The organism is Hydrogenophaga sp. FG152, assembly GCF_057809615.1.
This window is the reverse complement of the sequence record NZ_JBMDKH010000004.1, coordinates 113,673-133,279: the sequence shown is the minus strand read 5'-3', so window position 1 is coordinate 133,279 and position 19,607 is coordinate 113,673. Positions and strand designations below refer to the sequence as shown.

Annotated in this window: 23 protein-coding genes; 13 read left to right on the top strand and 10 right to left on the bottom strand. The window is 70.0% G+C overall.

Features of this window, described 5'->3' with window-relative positions; translation table 11 throughout:
• Positions 1-45: 45 nt before the first annotated feature.
• The 5 genes from ACODTB_RS06835 to ACODTB_RS06815 all read left to right on the top strand — a co-directional run bounded on the left by ACODTB_RS06835 (position 46) and on the right by ACODTB_RS06815 (position 3,618).
• Complete coding sequence (locus ACODTB_RS06835) at positions 46-975, top strand: bifunctional helix-turn-helix transcriptional regulator/GNAT family N-acetyltransferase (protein ID WP_291113365.1); 930 nt, start codon at positions 46-48, stop codon at positions 973-975.
• Between the two features lie 85 nt (positions 976-1,060).
• On the top strand, positions 1,061-1,525 hold the full coding sequence (locus ACODTB_RS06830) for a GyrI-like domain-containing protein (protein ID WP_291113363.1): 465 nt from the start codon (positions 1,061-1,063) through the stop codon (positions 1,523-1,525).
• Positions 1,522-2,391, top strand: a complete 870-nt coding sequence (locus tag ACODTB_RS06825; protein ID WP_291113361.1) for an AraC family transcriptional regulator — start codon at positions 1,522-1,524, stop codon at positions 2,389-2,391. Before ACODTB_RS06830 ends, ACODTB_RS06825 begins: the two co-directional genes overlap by 4 nt.
• Before the next feature lie 10 nt (positions 2,392-2,401).
• Positions 2,402-3,022, top strand: a complete 621-nt coding sequence (locus tag ACODTB_RS06820) for a chromate transporter (RefSeq protein ID WP_291113359.1) — start codon at positions 2,402-2,404, stop codon at positions 3,020-3,022.
• 2 nt (positions 3,023-3,024) lie between these two features.
• The gene (locus ACODTB_RS06815) at positions 3,025-3,618 is read left to right on the top strand and encodes a chromate transporter (RefSeq protein ID WP_291113357.1); all 594 of its coding nucleotides are present in this window, start codon (positions 3,025-3,027) and stop codon (positions 3,616-3,618) included.
• Here the strand turns inward: ACODTB_RS06815 and ACODTB_RS06810 are convergent.
• Both ACODTB_RS06810 and ACODTB_RS06805 read right to left on the bottom strand, forming a co-directional pair.
• Positions 3,604-4,452: an alpha/beta fold hydrolase gene (locus ACODTB_RS06810; protein ID WP_291113355.1), complete on the bottom strand. Its 849-nt coding sequence runs from the start codon at positions 4,450-4,452 to the stop codon at positions 3,604-3,606. The two genes, ACODTB_RS06815 and ACODTB_RS06810, sit on opposite strands and share 15 nt — an antisense overlap.
• Positions 4,452-6,008: an acyl-CoA synthetase gene (locus ACODTB_RS06805; protein WP_291113353.1), complete on the bottom strand. Its 1,557-nt coding sequence runs from the start codon at positions 6,006-6,008 to the stop codon at positions 4,452-4,454. The genes ACODTB_RS06810 and ACODTB_RS06805 overlap by 1 nt, the downstream gene beginning before the upstream one ends.
• 204 nt (positions 6,009-6,212) lie before the next feature.
• Between ACODTB_RS06805 and ACODTB_RS06800 the strand changes: the two genes are divergently transcribed.
• Positions 6,213-7,190, top strand: a complete 978-nt coding sequence (locus ACODTB_RS06800) for a Bug family tripartite tricarboxylate transporter substrate binding protein (protein WP_291113351.1) — start codon at positions 6,213-6,215, stop codon at positions 7,188-7,190.
• An 8-nt stretch (positions 7,191-7,198) separates the two neighbouring features.
• Here ACODTB_RS06800 and ACODTB_RS06795 read toward each other — a convergent pair whose 3' ends face one another.
• Entirely contained in the window at positions 7,199-8,092 is an 894-nt protein-coding gene (locus tag ACODTB_RS06795) for a LysR family transcriptional regulator (RefSeq protein WP_291113349.1), read from the bottom strand.
• A 97-nt stretch (positions 8,093-8,189) separates the two neighbouring features.
• Between ACODTB_RS06795 and ACODTB_RS06790 the strand changes: the two genes are divergently transcribed.
• Both ACODTB_RS06790 and ACODTB_RS06785 read left to right on the top strand, forming a co-directional pair.
• On the top strand, positions 8,190-9,353 hold the full coding sequence (locus ACODTB_RS06790; RefSeq protein WP_488929198.1) for an acyl-CoA dehydrogenase family protein: 1,164 nt from the start codon (positions 8,190-8,192) through the stop codon (positions 9,351-9,353).
• The gene (locus ACODTB_RS06785; protein ID WP_291113345.1) at positions 9,350-10,504 is read left to right on the top strand and encodes a CaiB/BaiF CoA transferase family protein; all 1,155 of its coding nucleotides are present in this window, start codon (positions 9,350-9,352) and stop codon (positions 10,502-10,504) included. The genes ACODTB_RS06790 and ACODTB_RS06785 overlap by 4 nt, the downstream gene beginning before the upstream one ends.
• A gap of 7 nt (positions 10,505-10,511) precedes the next feature.
• On the opposite strand, the gene ACODTB_RS06780 is transcribed toward ACODTB_RS06785, so the two are convergent.
• The 6 genes from ACODTB_RS06780 to ACODTB_RS06755 are packed head-to-tail and all read right to left on the bottom strand — an operon-like array spanning position 10,512 to position 14,957.
• Positions 10,512-10,901 carry a nuclear transport factor 2 family protein gene (locus tag ACODTB_RS06780; RefSeq protein WP_291113343.1) on the bottom strand — a complete coding sequence of 130 codons (390 nt, stop codon included), beginning with the start codon at positions 10,899-10,901 and terminating at the stop codon, positions 10,512-10,514.
• A 52-nt stretch (positions 10,902-10,953) separates the two neighbouring features.
• Positions 10,954-11,682: an SIR2 family NAD-dependent protein deacylase gene (locus ACODTB_RS06775; RefSeq protein ID WP_291113341.1), complete on the bottom strand. Its 729-nt coding sequence runs from the start codon at positions 11,680-11,682 to the stop codon at positions 10,954-10,956.
• 5 nt (positions 11,683-11,687) lie between these two features.
• The gene (gene rlmB, locus ACODTB_RS06770; protein WP_291113339.1) at positions 11,688-12,431 is read right to left on the bottom strand and encodes a 23S rRNA (guanosine(2251)-2'-O)-methyltransferase RlmB; all 744 of its coding nucleotides are present in this window, start codon (positions 12,429-12,431) and stop codon (positions 11,688-11,690) included.
• Between the two features lie 26 nt (positions 12,432-12,457).
• On the bottom strand, positions 12,458-13,882 hold the full coding sequence (locus ACODTB_RS06765; RefSeq protein WP_291113337.1) for an aminotransferase-like domain-containing protein: 1,425 nt from the start codon (positions 13,880-13,882) through the stop codon (positions 12,458-12,460).
• A 56-nt stretch (positions 13,883-13,938) separates the two neighbouring features.
• Positions 13,939-14,619, bottom strand: coding sequence for an LrgB family protein (locus tag ACODTB_RS06760; protein ID WP_291113335.1), 681 nt, complete (start codon positions 14,617-14,619; stop codon positions 13,939-13,941).
• A complete protein-coding gene (locus ACODTB_RS06755; RefSeq protein WP_291113333.1) occupies positions 14,616-14,957 on the bottom strand; it encodes a CidA/LrgA family protein in 342 nt (113 codons plus the stop codon). Before ACODTB_RS06755 ends, ACODTB_RS06760 begins: the two co-directional genes overlap by 4 nt.
• 210 nt (positions 14,958-15,167) lie before the next feature.
• On the opposite strand from ACODTB_RS06755, the gene ACODTB_RS06750 reads away from it, so the two are divergent.
• From ACODTB_RS06750 to ACODTB_RS06735, 4 genes are read left to right on the top strand one after another with little or no spacing between them, the layout of a single operon-like run.
• A complete protein-coding gene (locus ACODTB_RS06750) occupies positions 15,168-15,836 on the top strand; it encodes an acyl-CoA dehydrogenase family protein (RefSeq protein ID WP_291113331.1) in 669 nt (222 codons plus the stop codon).
• 20 nt (positions 15,837-15,856) lie between these two features.
• The gene (locus ACODTB_RS06745; RefSeq protein ID WP_488929185.1) at positions 15,857-16,600 is read left to right on the top strand and encodes a c-type cytochrome; all 744 of its coding nucleotides are present in this window, start codon (positions 15,857-15,859) and stop codon (positions 16,598-16,600) included.
• On the top strand, positions 16,597-17,895 hold the full coding sequence (locus tag ACODTB_RS06740; RefSeq protein WP_291113330.1) for a c-type cytochrome: 1,299 nt from the start codon (positions 16,597-16,599) through the stop codon (positions 17,893-17,895). Before ACODTB_RS06745 ends, ACODTB_RS06740 begins: the two co-directional genes overlap by 4 nt.
• Positions 17,885-18,232 (top strand): thioredoxin family protein, encoded by a 348-nt coding sequence (locus ACODTB_RS06735; RefSeq protein ID WP_291113328.1) that lies wholly within the window; start codon positions 17,885-17,887, stop codon positions 18,230-18,232. The genes ACODTB_RS06740 and ACODTB_RS06735 overlap by 11 nt, the downstream gene beginning before the upstream one ends.
• Before the next feature lie 7 nt (positions 18,233-18,239).
• On the opposite strand, the gene ACODTB_RS06730 is transcribed toward ACODTB_RS06735, so the two are convergent.
• Positions 18,240-18,926: an ABC transporter ATP-binding protein gene (locus tag ACODTB_RS06730; protein ID WP_291113326.1), complete on the bottom strand. Its 687-nt coding sequence runs from the start codon at positions 18,924-18,926 to the stop codon at positions 18,240-18,242.
• Here ACODTB_RS06730 and ACODTB_RS06725 point away from each other — a divergent pair.
• On the top strand, positions 18,925-19,605 hold the full coding sequence (locus ACODTB_RS06725) for an arylesterase (protein WP_291113324.1): 681 nt from the start codon (positions 18,925-18,927) through the stop codon (positions 19,603-19,605). The two genes, ACODTB_RS06730 and ACODTB_RS06725, sit on opposite strands and share 2 nt — an antisense overlap.
• The last annotated feature ends 2 nt before the right edge of the window (positions 19,606-19,607 follow it).

Below are 19,607 nucleotides of genomic sequence, written 5' to 3'. Positions count from 1 at the left end.
ACCACTTACTTGCCAAAGTCAAACAACTGAACCAGAATCGGGGGCATGACCTTCCCCGTTGATCCCGCCCAGGTGCGTGCGCTGCGCGCCTTCAACCGCTTCTATACCCAGCGCACCGGCCTGCTCGACCCCTACCTGGGCAGCGCGTTCTCGCTCACCGAGGTGCGCGTGCTCTACGAGCTGGCACACCACGCGCCCTGCACCGCCAGCGAGCTTGGGCGCCGACTGGTGCTCGACGCCGGTTACCTGAGCCGCATCGTGCGCCGCTTCACCAGCGCCGGCTGGATCACGCGCACCCCGCTGACCAACGACGCCCGCCAGCACGCGCTGAGCCTGACCGCCGAGGGCCGCTCCGCCTTCGAGCCCCTGCAGCAACGCTCGCGTGAAGCAGCCGCCCACCTGCTGGCCCCGCTGGCGCCCGATCAGCGCCAGGCGCTCATGGCCGCGCTCGCGCGCGCGCAAGGCCTGCTCGACCCCGGCAGCGGCCCCGCCTCCCGCACCGCCGTGCTGCGCGACGTGCGCCCCGGGGACATGGGCTGGGTGGTGCAGCAGCACGGCGAGATCTACGCCCGCGAGTACGGCTGGAACAGCGAGTTCGAGGCCCTGGTCGCCGAGATCGCGGCGGGCATGATCCGCCGGCACGACCCGGCCTGGGAGCGCGGCTGGATCGCCGAGCTCGACGGCGAGCGCGTGGGCTCGGTCTTCGTGGTGCGCAAGAGCGAGACCGAGGCCCAGCTGCGCCTGCTCATCCTCAGCCCCGCCGCGCGCGGCCTGGGCCTGGGCGGGCGCCTCACCGACGAATGCCTGGCCTTCGCGCGCGCCAAGGGCTACCGCAAAATGGTCCTGTGGACCAACAGCATCCTGAGCGCCGCGCGCGCCATCTACGCCAGGCGCGGCTTCACGCTGGTGCACAGCGAGGCGCACCATGGCTATGGCAAAGACCTGGTGGGCGAGACCTGGGAATTGACGCTGTGAGGGCTCGCGGCGCAACTCCGCAAGAAATGTCAGCCCGGCGCGGCTAGATTGAAGGCCTCGACCCACATCCCTTTCAGGAGCCTTCATGCACCTCGAACAGCAAGACCGCGCCGTGCGCATCATCGGCATTGAACTCAGGACCGACAACCACGAGGCCATGCGGACCATCCCGCCCCACTGGCAGCGCTTTACCGAGGAAGGCGTGCTCGCACGCATCCCGGGCAAGCTCTCCGACGAGGTGTACGCGGTCTACACGCACTTCGAGAACGCCGGCGTGAACAACGAGGGCGTCTATTCGCTCATCATCGGCGCGCCGGTGAGCAGCGCGCAGGCCGTACCCCCGGGCATGAGCCACGCCGTGCTGCCGGCCTCGCCGCGCGCGGTCTTCCCCGTGCCCCAGGGGCGCATCGACCAGGTGGTCCCCGCGTGGCAGGCGGTCTGGCAGCGCGACGACCTGCCCAAGGCCTACGTGGCCGACTGCGAACGCTACCGCGCCGACGGCCAGATCGACATCCTCATCGGCTTGCGGCACGGCGGCACCCCCGCATGAACCCGGGCCATGGCTGGACCGACTACCAGCAGCGCCTGGGCCGCGTGATCGCCTACCTGCACGACCACCTGGACGAGCCGCTCGACCTGCACCGGCTGGCCGAGGTGGCGCACCTCTCGCCCTACCACTGGCACCGCGTCTACCACGCGCTGCACGGCGAGACCATCGCGGTCACCGTTCGGCGGCTGCGCCTGCACTGGGCCACGGGTTACCTGGCCAATACCAGCCTGCCGGTGGAGCAACTCGCGCGCCGCTGCGGCTACCCCAATGCCCAGTCCTTCGCTCGCGCCTTCCGCACGGCCTACGGCATGAGCCCGCTGCAGTACCGCCAGCATGGCAACCACGTGGCCTTTCGCACGGCGCAGGCGGCGAGCGCCGTGCCCGCGGGCTACGAGGTGAGCGTGCGGGAGATCCCGCGCGTGCGCCTGGCCGGCCTGGACCACAAGGGCTCGTACATGGCCATCGGCAAGGCGTTCGAGCGCAGCTACGTGCAACTGGCCGCGCGCGGCCAAGTGGGGCCAGCCTCGCGCTGGATCGCCGAGTACGTCGACGACCCGTCCTCGGTGCCCGAGCGCCAGCTGTGCTCGCGCGCCGGCCTGTCCGTGCCCGACAGCGCCGAGGTGGCGCCACCCCTCGTGGCCTTCGAGGTGGGCGGCGGGCCCTGCGCCGTGCTGCGCCACCGCGGGCCCTACGCCACCATGCGCGCGGCCTACCAGTGGCTGTACGGCCACTGGCTCGTGAACAGCGGCCACGAGGTGGGCGACGCGCCGGTGTTCGAGGAGTACCTCAACAACCCGCGCGACACTGCGCCAGCCGACCTGCTCACCGACATCTGCCTGCCGCTGGCCCACGCGACCGGGGCCTGATAATCCGGGCATGCCGCCCGCCCAGACGACCCCCGATACCCTCCCGCTCCAGCACCCGCAATCAAAGACCGATCTGTTCGTCTCCTTCACCTGGCTGGCCCTGCAGGGCTTTGGCGGGGTGCTGGCGGTGGTGCAGCGCGAGCTGGTGGAGAAGAAGCGCTGGATGAGCCGCGAGCAGTTCGTGGAGGACTGGGCCGTCGCGCAGATCATGCCGGGACCCAACGTGGTCAACCTCTCCATGATGATCGGCGGGCGCTACTTCGGCCTGCCGGGGGCCCTGGCAGCGCTGGCCGGCATGCTGAGCGCGCCCATGGTGCTGGTGCTGTTGCTGGCCGCGCTCTACGGCAGCGTGGCCGACAGCGCCGTGGCCCAGGACGCGCTGCGTGGCATGGGGGCGGTGGCTGCCGGCCTGATCGCGGCCACCGGCATCAAGCTCATCGGGGCGCTCGACAAGAACGCCATGGGCATGGGGGTATGCGTCTTTCTGGCCCTCGTCACCTTCATCGCCATCGGCCTGCTGCGCTGGCCGCTGCTGTGGGTGCTGCTCAGCATCGGCGGGGGGGCCTGCCTGTGGGCCTACCGGGTGTTGAGCGACGCCGACGCCGACCGCGCCAAGAAGGGAGACGCCTGAGCATGATGCTGCCCACCCCGGCCAACTGGCTCGACCTCTTCACCCACTTTGCCTCGCTCTCGCTGCTCGCCGTGGGCGGCGCGATCACCACCGCGCCCGACATGCACCGCTACCTCGTGCTTCAGAACGGCTGGCTGAGCGAGGCGCAGTTCACCTCCTCCATCGCCATCTCGCAGGCCGCCCCTGGCCCCAACGTGCTCTTCGTGGCGGTGCTGGGCTGGAACGTGGGTCTCAATGCGGGCGGCGGGCCCTCGGCCGGCTGGCTGGCCTGGGCCCTGGCCCTGTCCGGCGTGCTGGTCACCATGGTGGCCATCCTGCTGCCCTCGTCGGTGCTGACCTACACCGCCACGCGCTGGGCGCACCAGAACCGCGAATTGCGCGCGGTGCGCGCCTTCAAGACCGGCATGGCCCCGATCGTGATCGCGCTGCTGATCGCCACCGGCTGGCTGCTCACCGGCTCGCACGAGCACCCCGCGCGCGACTGGCCGCTGTGGCTGCTCACCGGCGTCACCACCATGCTGGTGTGGCGCACGAAGATGCACCTGCTGTGGCTGATCGGCGCGGGCGGCTTGCTGGGCGCGCTAGGCCTGGTCTGACGGCGCAAACCAGTTCAGCAGCAGGTCGTTGACCTCGTCGGGCCGCTGGTATTGGACCCAGTGGCCCGCCCCTTCCACCACGGCCCAGGGCCGTTCGGCCGTCCCCAGGACCAGGGTCGATGCCACGCGCTCGGCCAGGCCGGTCGCGTCCTCCCGTCCCCAGACGCCGAGCACCGGCGCATCGAAGGCCGCCAGCGCGGTGGGCAGGTGCGCCGACTGCGAGAAGTGCCGGCTCTGAAAGCGCGCGGCCCTGCAGGCGCGCTCGTGGATGTCCAGGGCCAGCGCGTCGATGCCGCTGGCCGGGGCGATCATGAGCTCGGCCAGATTGCGCCGAAGCAGGTCGCGCGTGTGCGCCGCGTCGATCCCGCTGCGCCAGTCCACCAGGTTGAATTCGCGCTGGCGCCCGGAGCCATGGCCTGCCGGCCCGAGCAGCGCCAGCCGCCGCACCCGGCGGGTGCGCTCGGCCACGCCCATGGCCACCAGCGACCCGAAGGAAAAAGCCGCAAGATCCAGGCGCGTGCCCGACCCGAGCAAGGCCTCGAGCGAGGCCGTGAGATGCACCACCAGCGCCTCCAGCCGCGCGGCCCGCGGCACCTCGGGCGGCAGGGCGTCCGATTCGCCGAAACCCGGCATGTCGGGCACCCACAGCTCGTGTGCCGCCGACAGCGCCTCCACGTTGCGGATCCAGTGCATCCAGTTCCCATAACCGCCATGCAGCAGGACCAGCGGCGGGCCACCGCGACCGAAGCGGCGCCAGCACACGCGCAGGCCCAGGGCGTCCACGGTGTGGCGCTCGGCCAGCGAGGCCACCCGGTCGATGTCCGCGGCCGCCATCACGCGACGCGCCGGGCCTGCCCATCCCAGTAGCGCTCCTTCAGCTCCTTGCGCGAGAGCTTGCCGTTCGCGTTCTTGGGCAGCTCCGACACGAAGTCGACCGAACGTGGCTTCTTGAAGTCGGCCAGGAACTGGCGGCAGTGGTCCACCAGCTCGTCGGCGGCCACCTCGTGCCCCTGCCGCTTGACGACCACCGCCTTGATGGCTTCGCCCCAGGTCGCGTCGGGCACCCCCACCACGCAGACCTCGTAAACCGCGGGGTGCCGGTACAAGGCCAGCTCCACCTCGCTGGGGTACACGTTGAAGCCGCCGGAGATGATCATCTCCTTCTTGCGATCGACGATCGAGAGGTAGCCGAGTTCGTCCATGCGGGCCAGGTCGCCGGTGTGCAGCCACCCGTTCTTCAAGGTGTCGGCGGTGATCTCCGGCTCGCGCCAGTAGCCAGCGAACACATCGGGGCCCTGGATCACGATTTCGCCGACCTCACCCAGCGGCACCTCCTGGCCGGCGTCGTCCACCAGGCGAACACGGGATTCACCGAACGCGCGGCCACAGGAGAGCAGCAGTTCTTCGCGGCCTTCTTCGATCGCGATGCGGTGGTCCTCCGCCGTCAGGATCACCAGCCCGCCCGTGGTCTCGCCCGCGCCATAGCCTTGCGACAGGACCGGCCCGAAGGCCTTCCACGCCTCCTTGATGCGCGAGGGTGCGATCGGGGCCGAGCCGTAGGTGACATCGCGCAGCGAACTGAGGTCGAATTCCTTGAGCCGCGGGTGCGCGAGGATCATGTTGATCATGGTCGGCACCAGGAAGCAGGCGGTCACGCGGTGCTTTTGCACGGAGGCCATGAACACCTCGGCATCGAATCGGTCGTGCAGCAGGATGGTGCCGCCCTGGAACAGGAAGGGCTGGATGAACATGCCGCTGGCGTGCGTGACGGGCCCGGCCAGCGCCAGCACGTCGCCGGGCTTGGCCCGCAGCCGGCCCATGACGACCTTGCGCAGCGACGCCAGGCGGTTGCCCACCGTCTGCATCGAGGCCTTGACCTTGCCGGTCGAGCCCGAGGTGAAATGCAGCACCGCGAGATCGCAGGCGTCCATCTCCACGTCGGGCGACACCGGCGAGGCCGCCGCCAGCAGCACCTCGTAGTCCAGGAAGCCCTGCGGCCCGTTTTCCAGCGCCACCAGGGTGCGGATGTCCGTCAACCGGCCGGCCTGCTGCACCACCGAAGCCACGTGCTCGGGCCCGGCGAGCATGATCTTCGCCTGCGAGCTGTTGGCGGACTCCACCATCTCTTCGGGTGAGAGGCGCGCATTGAGGGCGACCTTCACCAGACCGGCCTTGTACATGGCGCACTCGAACTCGATCAGTTCAGGGCGGTTGAACGACTGGACGAGCACCCGATCGCCCTTCTGCGCGCCCAGGGCAATCAGCGCGTTGGCGAGCCGGCTGGAGCGCTCGTCGAGCTCGCGGTAGGTGATCACCCGGTCGTGAAAAAGAATGGCGGGGCGCTGCGGCCAGTAGCGGGCGCTGCGGGTCAAAAATCGGCCTTGGTTCACGGGGATTCCTCGCAAAGAATGAAAGTGAACGGATCGTAGGATCGGCCACAGGCCCGACCGATAAGGCCCCGAGCGATCCCGATGCCCGCCGGGAATGGCCGCGCTCATGCCGCTGGGGCATCGATATCGCCCGCCGCGGAATCGCGCCATGGGCCCTGGCGCCAGAGAATCGAGCCAGATCAAAATTCTCTGGAGACACCACGCATGCTGACCAAACGCACTCTTCTTCTGGGCGGCCTCGCCGGCGGACTGCTGGCCCTGGGACTGCCCGCGCACGCCCAGGGGCGCTACCCGGACCGCCCCATCAAACTCATCATCCCTTTCAGCGCGGGCGGTCAGTTCGACATCGTCGCGCGCATGCTGGCGCAGTTCGCCAGCACGGAACTGCAGCAGCCGGTGGTGGTTGAAAACGTGGCGGGCAGCGGCGGCAACATCGGCGCGGCGCGGGTCGCCAACGCCGCGCCCGATGGCTACACCTTGCTGGTGCTGGGTGGCAACCACGCGATCGCGAAGTCCCTCTACGCCAAGCCGGGCTACGACGTGACCAAGGACTTTTCACCCATCTCCATGGTCAGCATCACGCCCCACGTGGTGCTGGTGAACGCCGCCATGCCCATCCACAACATGGCCGAGCTGGTGGCCTACGCCAAGAAAAACCCCGGCAAGCTGAACTACGCGACACCGGGCATGGGCACCTCGATGCACCTCACGTTCGAGATGATCAAGGCGCACTACGGCCTGAACATCACCCACATTCCCTACCGGGGCGGCGCCAACGCGCTGACCGACCTCTCCGGCGGGCAGGTCAACCTGGGCATCATCGGCATCGCCCCCGCCCAGGAATTCCTGAACGCGGGCCGCATCCGCGCCCTTGGGGTCACAAGCAAGGGGCGCTCACGCGCCCTGCCCAACGTGCCCGCGCTGTCCGAAGTGGGCTACCCGGAACTCAACGCCGGCAGCTGGCTGGGCATTGCCGGCCAGCGCCAGATGCCGGCCGACATCGTGGCGCGCTGGCATGGCGTGGTGCGCGCCTTCCAGGACAACCCGGCCAACCGGCAGCGGATGGAGGAAATGGGGTTCCGGATCGAACCCACCACCGCCGAACAGTTCCAGAAGTTCATCGCGTCCGAAGTCGAGGCCTACGGCAAGATCGTGCGCGACAACAAGATCACCGCCGACTGAGGCGCCACTCAGACGGGGCCGTGCGCCTTCAACAGCTCGACCAGGCGCTCGGCCAGCGGAGAGAGGTAGGCGGCCTTGCGCATCGAGATGCCGATCGTGCGAGGCCACACCGCCTGCGCCAAGGCCAGGGGCTTGAGGCCGGTACCCTGGGGCCGTGACAGGACCGACGCCGGGATCACGCTCAACAGATCGGTGGTGCGCACCACGCTGGCCAGCGCGGTGACCGACGAGTTGGACTCCACCACCACGTTGGGCTCCGGCAGGCCGTGCTCGGCGAAGCGCGCCTCCAGGGAACGCCGGGCCGCGACGTTGCGCCCCGGCAGGACCCACGAGGCTCCCGCCAGGTCCTTGAACCGCAGCGACGTCGACTCCAGCATCGGGTGATCGGCGCGTGCCACCACGTGGATGTCGTCGCGGAACAGCGGCATCTGCGTGAACTCCGGTGACTCGTGCGCGGGCAGCGCGCTGATGGCCATGTCCAGGTCACCGAACTGCAGGGCCGCGAGCAGCTGATCGTTCAGGCCGATCATGACCTGCACCCGCGCCGCCGGCCGCTGGCGCAGCAGCTCGGCACACGCCTGGCCGAAGAACATCTCCGAGTAGGTCGGTGCCACGCCCACGCGCACCTGGCCCTTCTTACCCAGGTGGAGGTCGTTGGCCTCCTTGATGGCGTCGTCCAGGCTCACCCGCACATGGCGTGCCCGCTGGAAGAACGCCGTGCCCGCCGTGGTGAGCTCCATGCCGCGCGCGGTGCGCTCGAACAGCTGCAGCTTGAGTTCGCGCTCCAGCCGCTGGATGCCCTTGGTCAGCGCCGGCTGGCTCTGACCCAGCCGCTGCGAAGCGCGACCCACATGGCCGGTTTCCGCGACCGCAATGAAGTAGTTGAGATCTTCGATTCGCACGTTATTCCCGAAGGTTATCGAACCCAGGCACTTGCGGATCGCCGCACCCCTTCCGCGCGACATGATCCACCCGACACCCACTTTTCACGGGCACACCATCATGACGACAGCCACCCATCCCGACCTCGCCAGCCTTCGCGAACGGCTCAACGCTTACCTGAACGAAGAGCTGATCCCCTTCGAAAAATCGTCCGGCATCGCCTACGAGGACAAGCTCTCGAGAGACTTCGCCAAGACCATCTGGAAGCGCTCGCGCGAACTCGGATTTTATGGGCTGCAGTTGCCACCGGAGCTGGGCGGCCTGGGCCTGGGCGTGCGCGATCTGGCGATCCTGAAGGCCGACGTGGCCGCCTCGGGTGCCGTGCTCTTCCCTCACGTCCTGGGCGACTGGGGCGGGCCTTCGCGCATCGGCAATCTGGTGAAGTACGCCTCACCCTACCAGCGGGAGCACTACATGCTGCCGGTGGCCCGCGGTGAAAAAGGCGCCTGCTTCGCCATGACGGAAACCCAGTCCGGCTCCGACGCCGCCAGCATCCAGACCCGCGCCGTGCGCGACGGCGACGACTACATCATCACGGGACACAAGCACTACATCACCGCGTCCGCGTTCGCCGACTTCGCCGTGGTGATGTGCGTGACCGACCCGGACGCCGGCGCCCAGGGCATCTCGGCCATCCTGGTCGACCTCGACGCGCCCGGTGTCTCGCTCACCTACGACTACCTGCCGATGACGGGCCAGCATGTGGATGCCGACATCCACTTCGACCGGGTGCGGGTGCCGCGCGCCAACCTGATCGGTGAAGAAGGCGGCGGCTTCAAGATCGCCATGGCGCGCGTCAACGTCAACCGACTGCTGCACTGCCCCAACATGATCGGCCTGGCGCGTCTGTGCCTGCGGCTGTCGCTGGCGTACGCCAACCAGCGCCGCCAGTTCGGCGGTCCCATCAGCCGCTTCCAGGCCATTCAGCACATGCTCGCCGACATGGCGACCGGGCTGTACGCCTGCGAAGGCATGGTGCTGGCCGCGGCGCAGAAAGCCGACGAAGGCGGCGACGTGCGCATGGAGGGCGCGATGTGCAAGCTCTTCGTGTCCGAGAAGTGTTTCGAGATCGCCGACAAGGCGGTGCAGATCCACGGCAACGTGGGCGTCACCAAGAACCACCCGGTGGAGTTCGCCTTTCGCCGGTTGCGGCTGTACCGCATCCTCACCGGCACCAGCGAGATCCAGCGCAACACCATTGCGAAAGCAATCCTGGCATGAACACCGCTGTCCCTCCCACCTGCCTGACGGGGCAGGTCGTGCTGGACCTCGGTCAGCTCCACCCCGGCCCCCACACCGCGATGCTGCTGCAGCAACTGGGCGCCACCGTCATCAAGGTCGAGCGCCCCCACGGTGGCGATTCGGGCCGTGCGCTGGGCGCCGACACCTTCGCCAAGTACAACCGGGGCAAGCTCTCCATCGCGCTGGACCTGAAGAACCCGGAGGACCAGACCGTCCTGAAAGGCCTGGCACGGCGCAGCCAGGCCCTGATCGAAGGGTTTCGCCCCGGCGTGATGGACCGCCTGGGCGTGGGCTACCAGGCCCTGCGCGAAGTGAACCCGGCCCTCGTGCTGTGCTCGATCTCGGGCTTCGGCCAGACCGGCCCCTATGCGCAGCGCGCGGGGCATGACCTGAACTACCTGGCGCTGGCCGGCTACTGGGCCGTGCCTTCGCAGGTGGACGACCACACCGGGCGGCCCAACGTGCGGCTGTCGGACTACTGCGGTTCGATGTACGCCGCCTTGTCGCTGGTGGTGGCCATGATGACGGCGCGCCTGAGCGGCCAGGGTCAACACCTGGACGTGTCGCTGCACGACGCCATGACCGCCTGGACCATCCCCGGGATCGACAGCATGGTCCGCAAGACCGGCAAGGACATCGAGAAGATGGGCCATGTGATGCCCGACAACGACCTCTTCGCCACCGCCGACGGCCGCTTCATCGCCCTCGGCATCCTGGAGGAAAAGTTCTGGGACAACCTGCGCGACGCGCTGGTACCGGACTGCCCCGCCCTGGGCGCCGCGGACTTCGCCACGCGGCCCGACCGGCTGCGCCACAAGCGCCGGCTCAATGCCTTGTTGAAGGCCCTCCTCGCCACGAAGACCCTGGGGCAGTGGGCGGCGCAGTTCGGCGCCCGCGACATCCCCTGGTCACCGGTGCTGGAGTACGACGAGCTGCTGGACGATCCGCACGTCGTGGCGCGCGGCGTGTCGCGCGCGCCCAGCGATGGCAGCAGCCGGATCGTGGACTTTCCCGTGAAGTTCTCCGGCGGCATCGCACCACACGGCGGGCAGGCCCCGGCCCTCGATGGCCACCGGGACCAGGTGCTGCGATGGCTCGCAACGGGAGACCTCGCCGAGCTCGCCCCGTGAGACCTGGCTACTGGTTTGCCTGCAGCATCGCCGCCATCTTCTGGTGGATCAGGTTGATGGCCTTGAGCGGGCGGATCATCACCTTGAAATCGATGATGCGGCCCTCGTCGTTCCAGCGGATCATGTCCACGCCGTTGACAGTGATGCCGTCGATCTCGACCTGGAACTCCAGCACCGCGTCGCGCGGCCCAACCACCTCGCGAGCGTATCGGAACGAGGCATTGAAGAAGACCTGGAACGCCGCCGCCAGGTACTGCGTCGTCACCGCCTTGCCGGCCTGCGGCGTGTGCACGACCGGCGAGTGGAACACCACGTCATCGGCCAGCAGATCGCGCAGGCCTCGGGCGTTGCGCGTCTTCACCAGTTCGTGCCATGTGTCGAGGACGGGGTGGGCCATGGGTCGTCTCCTGTGCGGGTGGGTTGGGCGGCAGGTGACAGCGTAACCCGGTTCAGGCCAGCAAGGCCGGCAGACAAACCGCCGCCGTCGCCCTCAGACAGGTCTCGGCCACCGCGTCCAGCGGCGTCGTCTCGGGGTTGACGATGACCACGCGCGCGCCACTCTGGTGGGCGGTGAAGGCCAGGCCTGCCGCCGGATAAACCTCGCCGGAGGTGCCCACCACCAGCATCAGGTCGCAGTGGCGCACCGCCTGTTCGGCGGCTTCGAGGGCATCGGCCGGCAGGTTTTCGCCGAACCAGACCACGGCTGGGCGCCGCAGGTTGCCACACACCGGGCAACGCGGCGGATGGCCGGCCTCGATGGTTTCAGGTCGGCAGCAGGCGCGCGGCGCATCGAGCCAGCGGTCCTCGGCGATGCTGCCGTGCAGGGCCAGGGCGTCGGTGTTGCCGGCCCGCTGGTGCAAACCGTCCACGTTCTGGGTGATCAGGGTCAGGCGCCCCGGGTGCTGCCGCGCGTAAGCCGCCAGCGCTGCGTGGCCGGCATTGGGCTGCACGGCGCGGATCATGTCGCGGCGGTGGGCGTACCAGTCCCACACGCGCTGCGGGTGGGCCCGGAAGGCCGATTCGGTGGCGAGTTCCTGCGGATCGAAGTGCGCCCACAGGCCGGTCTGTGCATCGCGGAAGGTGGGCACGCCGGATTCAGCGCTCATGCCCGCGCCGGTGAGCACGGCGATGTGGCGCGCGCCCCGAACCCAGCCGCGCACCGCGTCCATGTCACCCATGGTGTTCAGCTGCGCTGGCGCAGGGCTTCGTAGAGGCAGACGCCGCTGGCGACCGAGACGTTCAGGCTCTCGACCGCGCCGGCCATGGGGATGCTCACCAGCTCGTCGCAGGTCTTGCGCGTGAGCTGGCGCATGCCTGCGCCTTCGGCGCCGAGCACGAGCGCCACCGGGCCCTTGAGATCCACCTGGTAGAGCGTCTTGGGCGCGTCGTCGCTGGTGCCGATGACCCAGATGTTGCGTTCCTTGAGTTCGCCCAGGGTGCGAGCGAGGTTGGTCACCATGAAGTACGGCATGGTTTCGGCCGCGCCGCTGGCGACCTTGGCCACGGTGGCGTTGATGCCGGCGGCGTGGTCCTTGGGCGCGATCACCGCGTGCGCACCGGCCCCGTCGGCCACGCGCAGGCAGGCGCCGAGGTTGTGCGGGTCGGTGATGCCGTCGAGCACCAGCAGCAGCGGCGGGATGCCGGTGGGTTCGAGCTGTTCGAGCAGGTCGTCCAGCGAGCGCACCTGCGCCACCGCTTCGACGCGCGCGGCCACACCCTGATGCCCATGGCTGCCGGCCAGCTTGGCGATGCGCAGGCCATCGGCCTCGATCAGCCGGGCGTTGGCTTCGCGCGCCTTGTCCAGGAACTGGCGCATGCGCGCGTCGCGCCGGGTGGGCTCGTAGTAGATCTCGATGATGGATTGCGGCGCGGTTTTGAGGCGCACGCCCACGGCGTGAAAGCCGAACAGCACTTTGGGGGAGGACATCCGGGGATTATCGACGCTGGCCGCCCTCAGGCGGTGTGCGCCAGCTCGCCGAGCAGGCGCAGCGCCGCGTCGAAGCGCGGATCGCCGGGGTGGCCGACGTTGAGCCGCAGGTGGTGCGTGAAGCGCCGGTCGGCCGAGAACAGCACGCCTGGCGCGGTGCTGATGTTGCGCTCGCGCGCGCGGTGGTGCAGCGCGAGGGCGTCCACCGAGGGCGGCAGCTCCAGCCAGAGAAAGTAGCCGCCGAGCGGGCGGGTGACGCGCGTGCCGGCCGGGAAATGGCGCTCCACCAGGCGCAGCGCGCGCTGCTGCTGGCCCGCCAGCGCCTCGCGCAGGCGGCGCAGGTGGCGGTCGTAGCCGCCCTGCGCGAGGTAGTCCACCAGCGCGAGCTGGGGCGGGATGGCGGTGGCCAGCGAGTTCGACATCTTCAGGCGCTCCACCGCGCCGGCGTAGCGCCCGGCCGCGGCCCAGCCCACGCGGTAACCCGGCGCGAGGCACTTGGAAAACGACGAGCAGTGCAGCACGCCGCCTTCGCGGTCGAAGGCCTTGGCCGGTGGCGGGCGGCGCGCCCCGGCGTGCAGCTCGCCGTACACGTCGTCCTCGATCAGCGGCACGCGGTGGCGCGCCAGCAAGGCCACCAGCGCCTGCTTGCGATCGGGGGGCATCAGCGCGCCCAGCGGATTCTGGAAGCTGGGCATGAACCAGCACGCCGCCACCGACTGGCGCTCCAGCAGCGTGGCCAGGGCGTCCAGGTCGACGCCTTCGCGCGGATCGGTGGCGACCTCCACCGCCTTGAGGTGCAGGCGTTCGAGCGCCTGCAGCGCGGCATAGAAGGTGGGCGACTCCACCACCACCACGTCCCCGGGCTGGGTCACCGCCTGCAGGCACAGGTTGAGCGCTTCCATGGCGCCATTGGTGATGACCAGTTCGTCCTCGGCCAGCGGCACGCCGTGCAGCGCGTAGCGCCGCCGCACCGCCTGGCGCAGGCCCACGTCGCCCGCGGTCAGCGCGCCGGTGATGCGGGCCGCCGGCAGCCGGCGCATGGCGCGCGCACCGCTGCGCGCCAGCGCGTCGAAGGGGAACAGGTGCGGCGCCGGAAAGGCCGAGCCCAGCGGCACCACGTCGGCGTCGCGCGTGGAGCCCAGCAGCTCGAACACCAGTTCGCTGATGGCCACCGGTGTGGCCTCGCCGCTGGGCCGAGCCGCCTGCGGTGCGGAGCGCGCGGGGCGGCGCGTCGCGCGCACGAAGAAGCCGGACCGGGCCCGCGCCTCCACCAGCCCCTGCGACTCCAGCTGCCCATAGGCCTGGAACACGGTGGACGGGCTCACGCCGCGCTGCTCGCAGGTCTGGCGCACCGAGGGCAGGCGCTCGCCGGGGCGCAGCAGGCCGGCGCGGATGCCATCGGCAATTTCTTCGGCCAGTTGCTGGTAGCGGGTGAGGCGGGCGCCACTCATCGGATCGGCATCGTGAAGGGGGTCGGCCGATCTTAGCGGCCGCATCGCCGGGTCTCTCACAGCCAGCGCGCCAGCAGCGCGATCACCAGCGCGGTGCACACGCCGTTCAGGCCCATCGCGAGCGCCGCGAAGGCCACGCTGCCGGGGTGCGTCTGCAGGGCGCGCGCGGTGCCGATGGCGTGCGCCACCAGGCCCAGCGCGAAGCTGCGCGTGGTCGCATCGTCCAGTCGCAGCAACCGCAGCACCGGGCCCGCGAACAGGGTGCCCAGCACGCCGGTGGCCACCACAGCCAGGGCCGCGACCGCGGGCAGGCCGCCGGCCCGCTCCGCTGCCTGCATGGCGATCGGCATGGTCGCGGCCTTGGGGGCGATCGACAGCGCAAAAGGCATCGGCGAACCCAGGACCTGGGCCAGCACCAGCGTGCCCAGCACCGAGGCCTGGCACCCGGCCAGCAAGGCGCCCAGCAGCGGCAGCGCCATGCGCCGCAACAGCGCCGCCTGCTGGTACAGCGGCACGGCCAGCGCGATGATGGCCGGCCCGGTGAGCCAGCGCAGCAGGCGGGTGCCCTCGGCGTAAACGGAATAGCCTGTGCCCGCCAGCGCCAGCGCGCCCAGCACCAGGGCCGTGCCGGTGAGCACCGGCAGGCACAGCAGGTGGTGGCCGCTGCGCCGGTACAGCCACAGCGCCGCCGCGTAGGCCGCAAGCGTCACCAGCGTCCAGAGCACTGCCGTGCTCACGGTTGCCGCCGGCGCATCAGCCGGTGCAGGGTCCAGCCGGTGACAGCGAGGGTGAACGCCGTCACCAGCGTGGCCGCCAGCGCAAACAGCGCCGCGTGCTGCCACAGCAGGTGGCCGTAGAGCCCGACGGCCGCGACCGAGGGGATCAGGAACAGCATCAGGTGGCGCAGCAGCGGTGCGGTGACCTCGTCCAGGCCGCGCGGCACCCCACCGAGCAGCGCCAGCAGGCCCAGCAGCATCAGCAAGCCCAGCAACGATCCGGGCAAGGGCCAACCCAGCAAGGCCACCAGGGCGTCGCCCAGCCACTGCAGGCCGGCCAGCAGCGCAGCGGCGGCCACCCACCCAGCCACGCGCCTGGCGCGCGGCCCAAGATCATCAGGGAATGGGAACATCATCCGGCCAGTATCGCCCGGTGCGCCGCATCTGCCACGGCTCAGATGCGGCGCAATGCAAGCGGATCAGAACAGATCAGCAGGCGCTTCTGATCTGGTATTTTTTCAATAAAACTGCATCTTGCGAATCAGATGAGCCTGGGCCACCATGGCGGCATGTCCCTGGAACCCACGAAACCACCACCGGCCCCACCCGGCCTCGACGCGCTGCGCGAGGTGGTGGACAGCGGCCTGCTGCGCTGCGGCGTGCCCGCCCACTTGGGCGGTGCGGGCGAAGGGCTGGCCGCGCTGGCGGCCGGCGCGGCCGAACTGGCGCGGCACGACCCGGCCGCGGCCTGGCTGCTGTGGGCCCAGCGCCTGGCCATCGAGGCGCTGCTCCAGTCACCCAACGTCGCCCTGCGCGAGCACTGGCTGGCCGACTTCCTGAGCGGCGAGCGGGCGGCCACCGTGGCCCCTTCGTTCGACGCGCTGTACGCGCACGACACCGGCCGGGGCTGGCTGCTGCGCGGTGAACTCCAACCGGTGCCCAACCTGCAATGGGCCGACTTCTCCCTGATCGCGCCGGTGCGCCTGAACGGCCCGGTGGACCACTGGGTGCTGCTGCGCAGCGAGGAAGACGGCCTGTCGGTCGTGCCCGATACTGGCGCAAACTGGCCCGCGAAAGCCCTCGCTGGCAGGCTGCGCCTCGAACACGTGTTCTTTCGCGAAGACGAATGGCTGTTCGGCCCCGACCTGCCCCAGCGCCTGGCCCCCGTGGCGGCCGCGCTGGCCCCGGGCCTGCCCTGCCTGACCGACTGGAACCGAACCGCCCTGTCCACGCTCTAACCTTCAACGGTCCCCACGACATGACCCTGCTCTCCCGCTTGATCTTGCCCCCGCACTGGCGCCCCTCCCTGCTGCTCGCCCTGGCCTGCGTGGGGTTCCCGGCCGCCGCGCAGCCATCCACTTTCGAAGACACCATGGCCCAGCGCATGGTGGCCTGCACCGCCTGCCACGGCAACCAGGGCCGCGCCGCGCCCGATGGCTACTACCCGCGCCTGGCGGGCAAGCCGGCGGGCTACCTCTACAACCAGTTGCTGCATTTCCGCGATGGCCGGCGCACCTACCGCCTCATGACACAGATGGTGGACCCGCTGAGCGACGCCTACCTGCTGGAGATCGCCGAGCACTTCGCCGCCATGGACGTGCCCTACCCCGCGCCGGCCAAGGCGGAAGCCACGCCGCAGGAACTGCAGCGCGGTGAACAGCTGGCCCTGCATGGCGATGCCGCGCGCCGCCTGCCCGCCTGCGTCGCCTGCCACGGTGCGGCCCTCACCGGCGTGCAGCCCGCCACGCCCGGCCTGCTGGGGCTACCGCGCGACTACCTCAACGCGCAGCTCGGCGCCTGGCGCACCGGCCAGCGCAAGGCCCACGCGCCCGACTGCATGGCCGACATCGCCCAGCGCCTGGACATCCGCGACATCGCGGCCGTGAGCGCCTGGCTCTCCACCCAGCGCCTGCCGGCGAACACCCACGCCGTGGCGCCCGGTGCTGCGCCCCTGCCCCTGCAATGCGGCAGTGCCATGCCGCCCAAGGGAGGCCGCCCATGAGCCGCATCGCCTTGCGCGCGTTCGCCGTGCTGCTGCTGATCGGCGTGGCCGTGGTGGCCTGGCTCGCCTGGCCTGCGCAGCCCATCGCCGTGCCGCCCGCCACCGTGGCCGCCGACCTGCGCGATCCGAACACCATCGAGCGGGGTCGCTACCTCTCGGTGCTGGGCAACTGCCAGGCCTGCCACACCCCCCGCGGCGGCGAGCCGTTCGCCGGCGGTTATGCCCTGCCCACGCCGTTCGGCACCGTGTACGGCAGCAACCTCACCCCCAGCGAGAGTGGCCTGGGCCCCTGGAGCGCCGACGACTTCTGGCGCGCCATGCACCACGGCCAGGGCCCGGACGGCCGCTGGCTCAACCCGGCCTTCCCGTACAACAACACCACCCAGGTCACGCGCGAAGACAGCGACGCGCTCTACGCCTACTTCCGCAGCCTGCCCCCGGTGGACGCGCCGGTGCCGCCGCACGACATCCGCTGGCCCTACAACACGCAGCTCGCGCTCAAGGCCTGGCGCACGCTGTACTTCAAGGCCGGCCCCGAGGAGCCGCCGACCTCGGCCGCGCGCGCACCCGAGATGCTGCGCGGCGCCTACCTCGTCAACGGCCTGGGCCATTGCAGCGCCTGCCATGTGCCGCGCGATGCGCTGGGCGGCCAGGGCGACATGCTCGGTCTCTCCGGCGGGCTGATCCCCATGCAACGCTGGTACGCCCCCTCGCTGCTCGATCCGGCGGAGGCCGGGTTGCAGGACTGGTCCGTCGACGAGATCGTCGCCCTGTTCAAGGACGGCCGCGCCCGCGACGCGCTGGTCTCCGGCCCCATGGCCGAGGTGGTGCAGCACAGCACGCAGCATTGGGCACCGGCCGATCTGCGGGCCATGGCCAGCTACCTCCAGCAGTTGCCCAAGCCGCCCGCGTCGCGCAGCGAGAAGCCGCCCGCCGCCGACAGCCGCGCGCTCAGCGTGGGTGGCAAGCGCTACGAGCAGCATTGCGCCCAATGCCACGGCAACCAGGGCGAAGGCATCACCAGCCAGGGCACCACGGCCTACCCGGCCCTGGCCGGCAACCGCGCGGTGACCATGGCCTCCCCCGCCAACCTGGTGCAGATCGTCCTCAACGGCGGCTTCGGCCCGGCCACCGAGGGTCATCCGCGCCCCTTCGGCATGCCCCCGTTCGTGCTGCAGCTCAACGACCAGGAACTGGCCGACGTGCTGACCTATGTGCGCACCCAATGGGGCAATCAGGCACCGCCGGTCAGCGCGCTGGACGTGCAGCAGCTCAGGGGACCGCTTGGCCGCTGAACCCCTCCATGTCGTCAGCCTGTGCGCCCAGTGGTGCGGCACCTGCCGCGACTGGAAACCGGTGATCGACGAGACGGCCAGCAGCCTCCCGCACCTGCGCTGGCGCTGGCTGGACATCGAAGACGAGGCCACGCTGCTCGGCGACCTCGACGTGGAAACCCTGCCCACGGTCCTGGTGGGCCGGGGCGATCGGGTGCTGTTCTTCGGGCCGGTGCTGCCCCGCGTGGAGCTGCTGACGCGCCTGCTGGAGACCCTGAGTGAGCCGGAACACCCGGCCGCACAGGTCGACGACGAAGTCGCCGAACTCTGGCAGCGGCTGCGCCCGGCCTCCCCCTGAAGGCGCCTCAGGCCGCTTCGGCCTCGGCGGCCACCTGGCCGGCTTCGATGGTGATGCGGCGCTCGCAGCGCTGGGCGATGGCGCGGTCGTGCGTCACGAGCACGAGCGTGGTGCCCTGCTCGCGGTTGAGCTCGAACATGAGTTCCATGATCCGGGCGCCGGTGGCGAAATCCAGGCTGCCGGTGGGCTCGTCGGCCAGCAGCACCGAGGGCTGCACCACGAAGGCGCGCGCCAGGGCCACCCGCTGCTGCTCACCGCCCGAGAGCACCTTGGGGTAGCTCGACAGGCGCTCGCCCAGGCCCACCCGCTGCAGCATCTGAGTAGCGGTGGCGCGCGCATCGCGCTGGCCGGCCAGCTCCAGCGGCAGCATCACGTTCTCCAGCGCGGTGAGGTTGCCCAGCAACTGGAAGCTCTGGAACACGAAACCGACCTTCTGCGCGCGCAGCGCGGCACGCTGGTCTTCGTCCAGGGCGAACAAATCGACGCCGTCGATGTGAACTGTGCCGCTGCTGGGCGTGTCCAAACCCGCAACGATCGAGAGCAGCGTGCTCTTGCCCGACCCGGATGCCCCCACGATGGCGGCGGTTTCCCCCTTGTTCAGGGTGAAATCGATATCGCGCAGAATCGTCAGGGAGCCGGTGGAGTCGGTCACGGACTTGAACACATGCTGGACCGCAATCATCACATCGGACATGGAAGGACTTCTCAAGTTGAAACGCCGTCACTTTAACGTGCTGGCCAGCGCGCTGTGCGCCCTGGCGGCCGCGGGGTCTTCTGGCTTCACCCATGCTCAGGCCACCGCTTCTGCCGATCCGCTCATCCTCGTGGTGGGAGATTCGCTCAGCGCCGAATACGGCCTCAAGCGTGGCACCGGCTGGGTGGCCCTGCTGGATGAGCGTCTGAAACAGGAAAAAGTTCGCGCCCGTGTGGTCAACGCCAGCATCAGCGGTGACACCACCTCCGGCGGGCGCTCGCGCATCGCCCCCCTGCTCAAGCAGCACCAGCCTGCCCTGGTGGTGATCGAACTGGGTGGCAACGACGCCTTGCGCGGCCTGCCGCTGAACATGACGCGCGAGAACCTCGCCACCATGGCCCGCCTCTCGCGCGAGGCCGGCGCCAAGGTGCTGCTGCTGGGCATGGAGATGCCGCCCAACTACGGCGCGAAGTACGGGCAGGAGTTCCGCGAGGTGTTCACCACCGTCGCCAAGGCCGAAAAGACCGCGCTCGTGCCGTTCTTCCTCAAGGGCGTGGCCGACACCAAAGACCCCACGGCGCTGTTCCAGGCCGATCGCATCCACCCCAACGAGTCCGCCCAGGCCACGATGCGCGACAACGTCTGGCCCGAGCTGCGCAGGCTGCTCGCCGCCCGATAATC

Excerpts from the sequence above, each read along its gene's own strand:
- ACODTB_RS06835 (WP_291113365.1), top strand. The coding sequence starts at position 46 with ATGACCTTCCCCGTTGATCCCGCCCAGGTGCGTGCGCTGCGCGCCTTC.
- ACODTB_RS06830 (WP_291113363.1), top strand. The coding sequence starts at position 1,061 with ATGCACCTCGAACAGCAAGACCGCGCCGTGCGCATCATCGGCATTGAA.
- ACODTB_RS06825 (WP_291113361.1), top strand. The coding sequence starts at position 1,522 with ATGAACCCGGGCCATGGCTGGACCGACTACCAGCAGCGCCTGGGCCGC.
- ACODTB_RS06820 (WP_291113359.1), top strand. The coding sequence starts at position 2,402 with ATGCCGCCCGCCCAGACGACCCCCGATACCCTCCCGCTCCAGCACCCG.
- ACODTB_RS06815 (WP_291113357.1), top strand. The coding sequence starts at position 3,025 with ATGATGCTGCCCACCCCGGCCAACTGGCTCGACCTCTTCACCCACTTT.
- ACODTB_RS06810 (WP_291113355.1), bottom strand. The coding sequence starts at position 4,452 with ATGGCGGCCGCGGACATCGACCGGGTGGCCTCGCTGGCCGAGCGCCAC.
- ACODTB_RS06800 (WP_291113351.1), top strand. The coding sequence starts at position 6,213 with ATGCTGACCAAACGCACTCTTCTTCTGGGCGGCCTCGCCGGCGGACTG.
- ACODTB_RS06785 (WP_291113345.1), top strand. The coding sequence starts at position 9,350 with ATGAACACCGCTGTCCCTCCCACCTGCCTGACGGGGCAGGTCGTGCTG.
- ACODTB_RS06780 (WP_291113343.1), bottom strand. The coding sequence starts at position 10,901 with ATGGCCCACCCCGTCCTCGACACATGGCACGAACTGGTGAAGACGCGC.
- ACODTB_RS06775 (WP_291113341.1), bottom strand. The coding sequence starts at position 11,682 with ATGGGTGACATGGACGCGGTGCGCGGCTGGGTTCGGGGCGCGCGCCAC.
- rlmB (WP_291113339.1), bottom strand. The coding sequence starts at position 12,431 with ATGTCCTCCCCCAAAGTGCTGTTCGGCTTTCACGCCGTGGGCGTGCGC.
- ACODTB_RS06765 (WP_291113337.1), bottom strand. The coding sequence starts at position 13,882 with ATGAGTGGCGCCCGCCTCACCCGCTACCAGCAACTGGCCGAAGAAATT.
- ACODTB_RS06750 (WP_291113331.1), top strand. The coding sequence starts at position 15,168 with ATGTCCCTGGAACCCACGAAACCACCACCGGCCCCACCCGGCCTCGAC.
- ACODTB_RS06745 (WP_488929185.1), top strand. The coding sequence starts at position 15,857 with ATGACCCTGCTCTCCCGCTTGATCTTGCCCCCGCACTGGCGCCCCTCC.
- ACODTB_RS06740 (WP_291113330.1), top strand. The coding sequence starts at position 16,597 with ATGAGCCGCATCGCCTTGCGCGCGTTCGCCGTGCTGCTGCTGATCGGC.
- ACODTB_RS06725 (WP_291113324.1), top strand. The coding sequence starts at position 18,925 with ATGGAAGGACTTCTCAAGTTGAAACGCCGTCACTTTAACGTGCTGGCC.
- ACODTB_RS06730 (WP_291113326.1), bottom strand. The coding sequence starts at position 18,926 with ATGTCCGATGTGATGATTGCGGTCCAGCATGTGTTCAAGTCCGTGACC.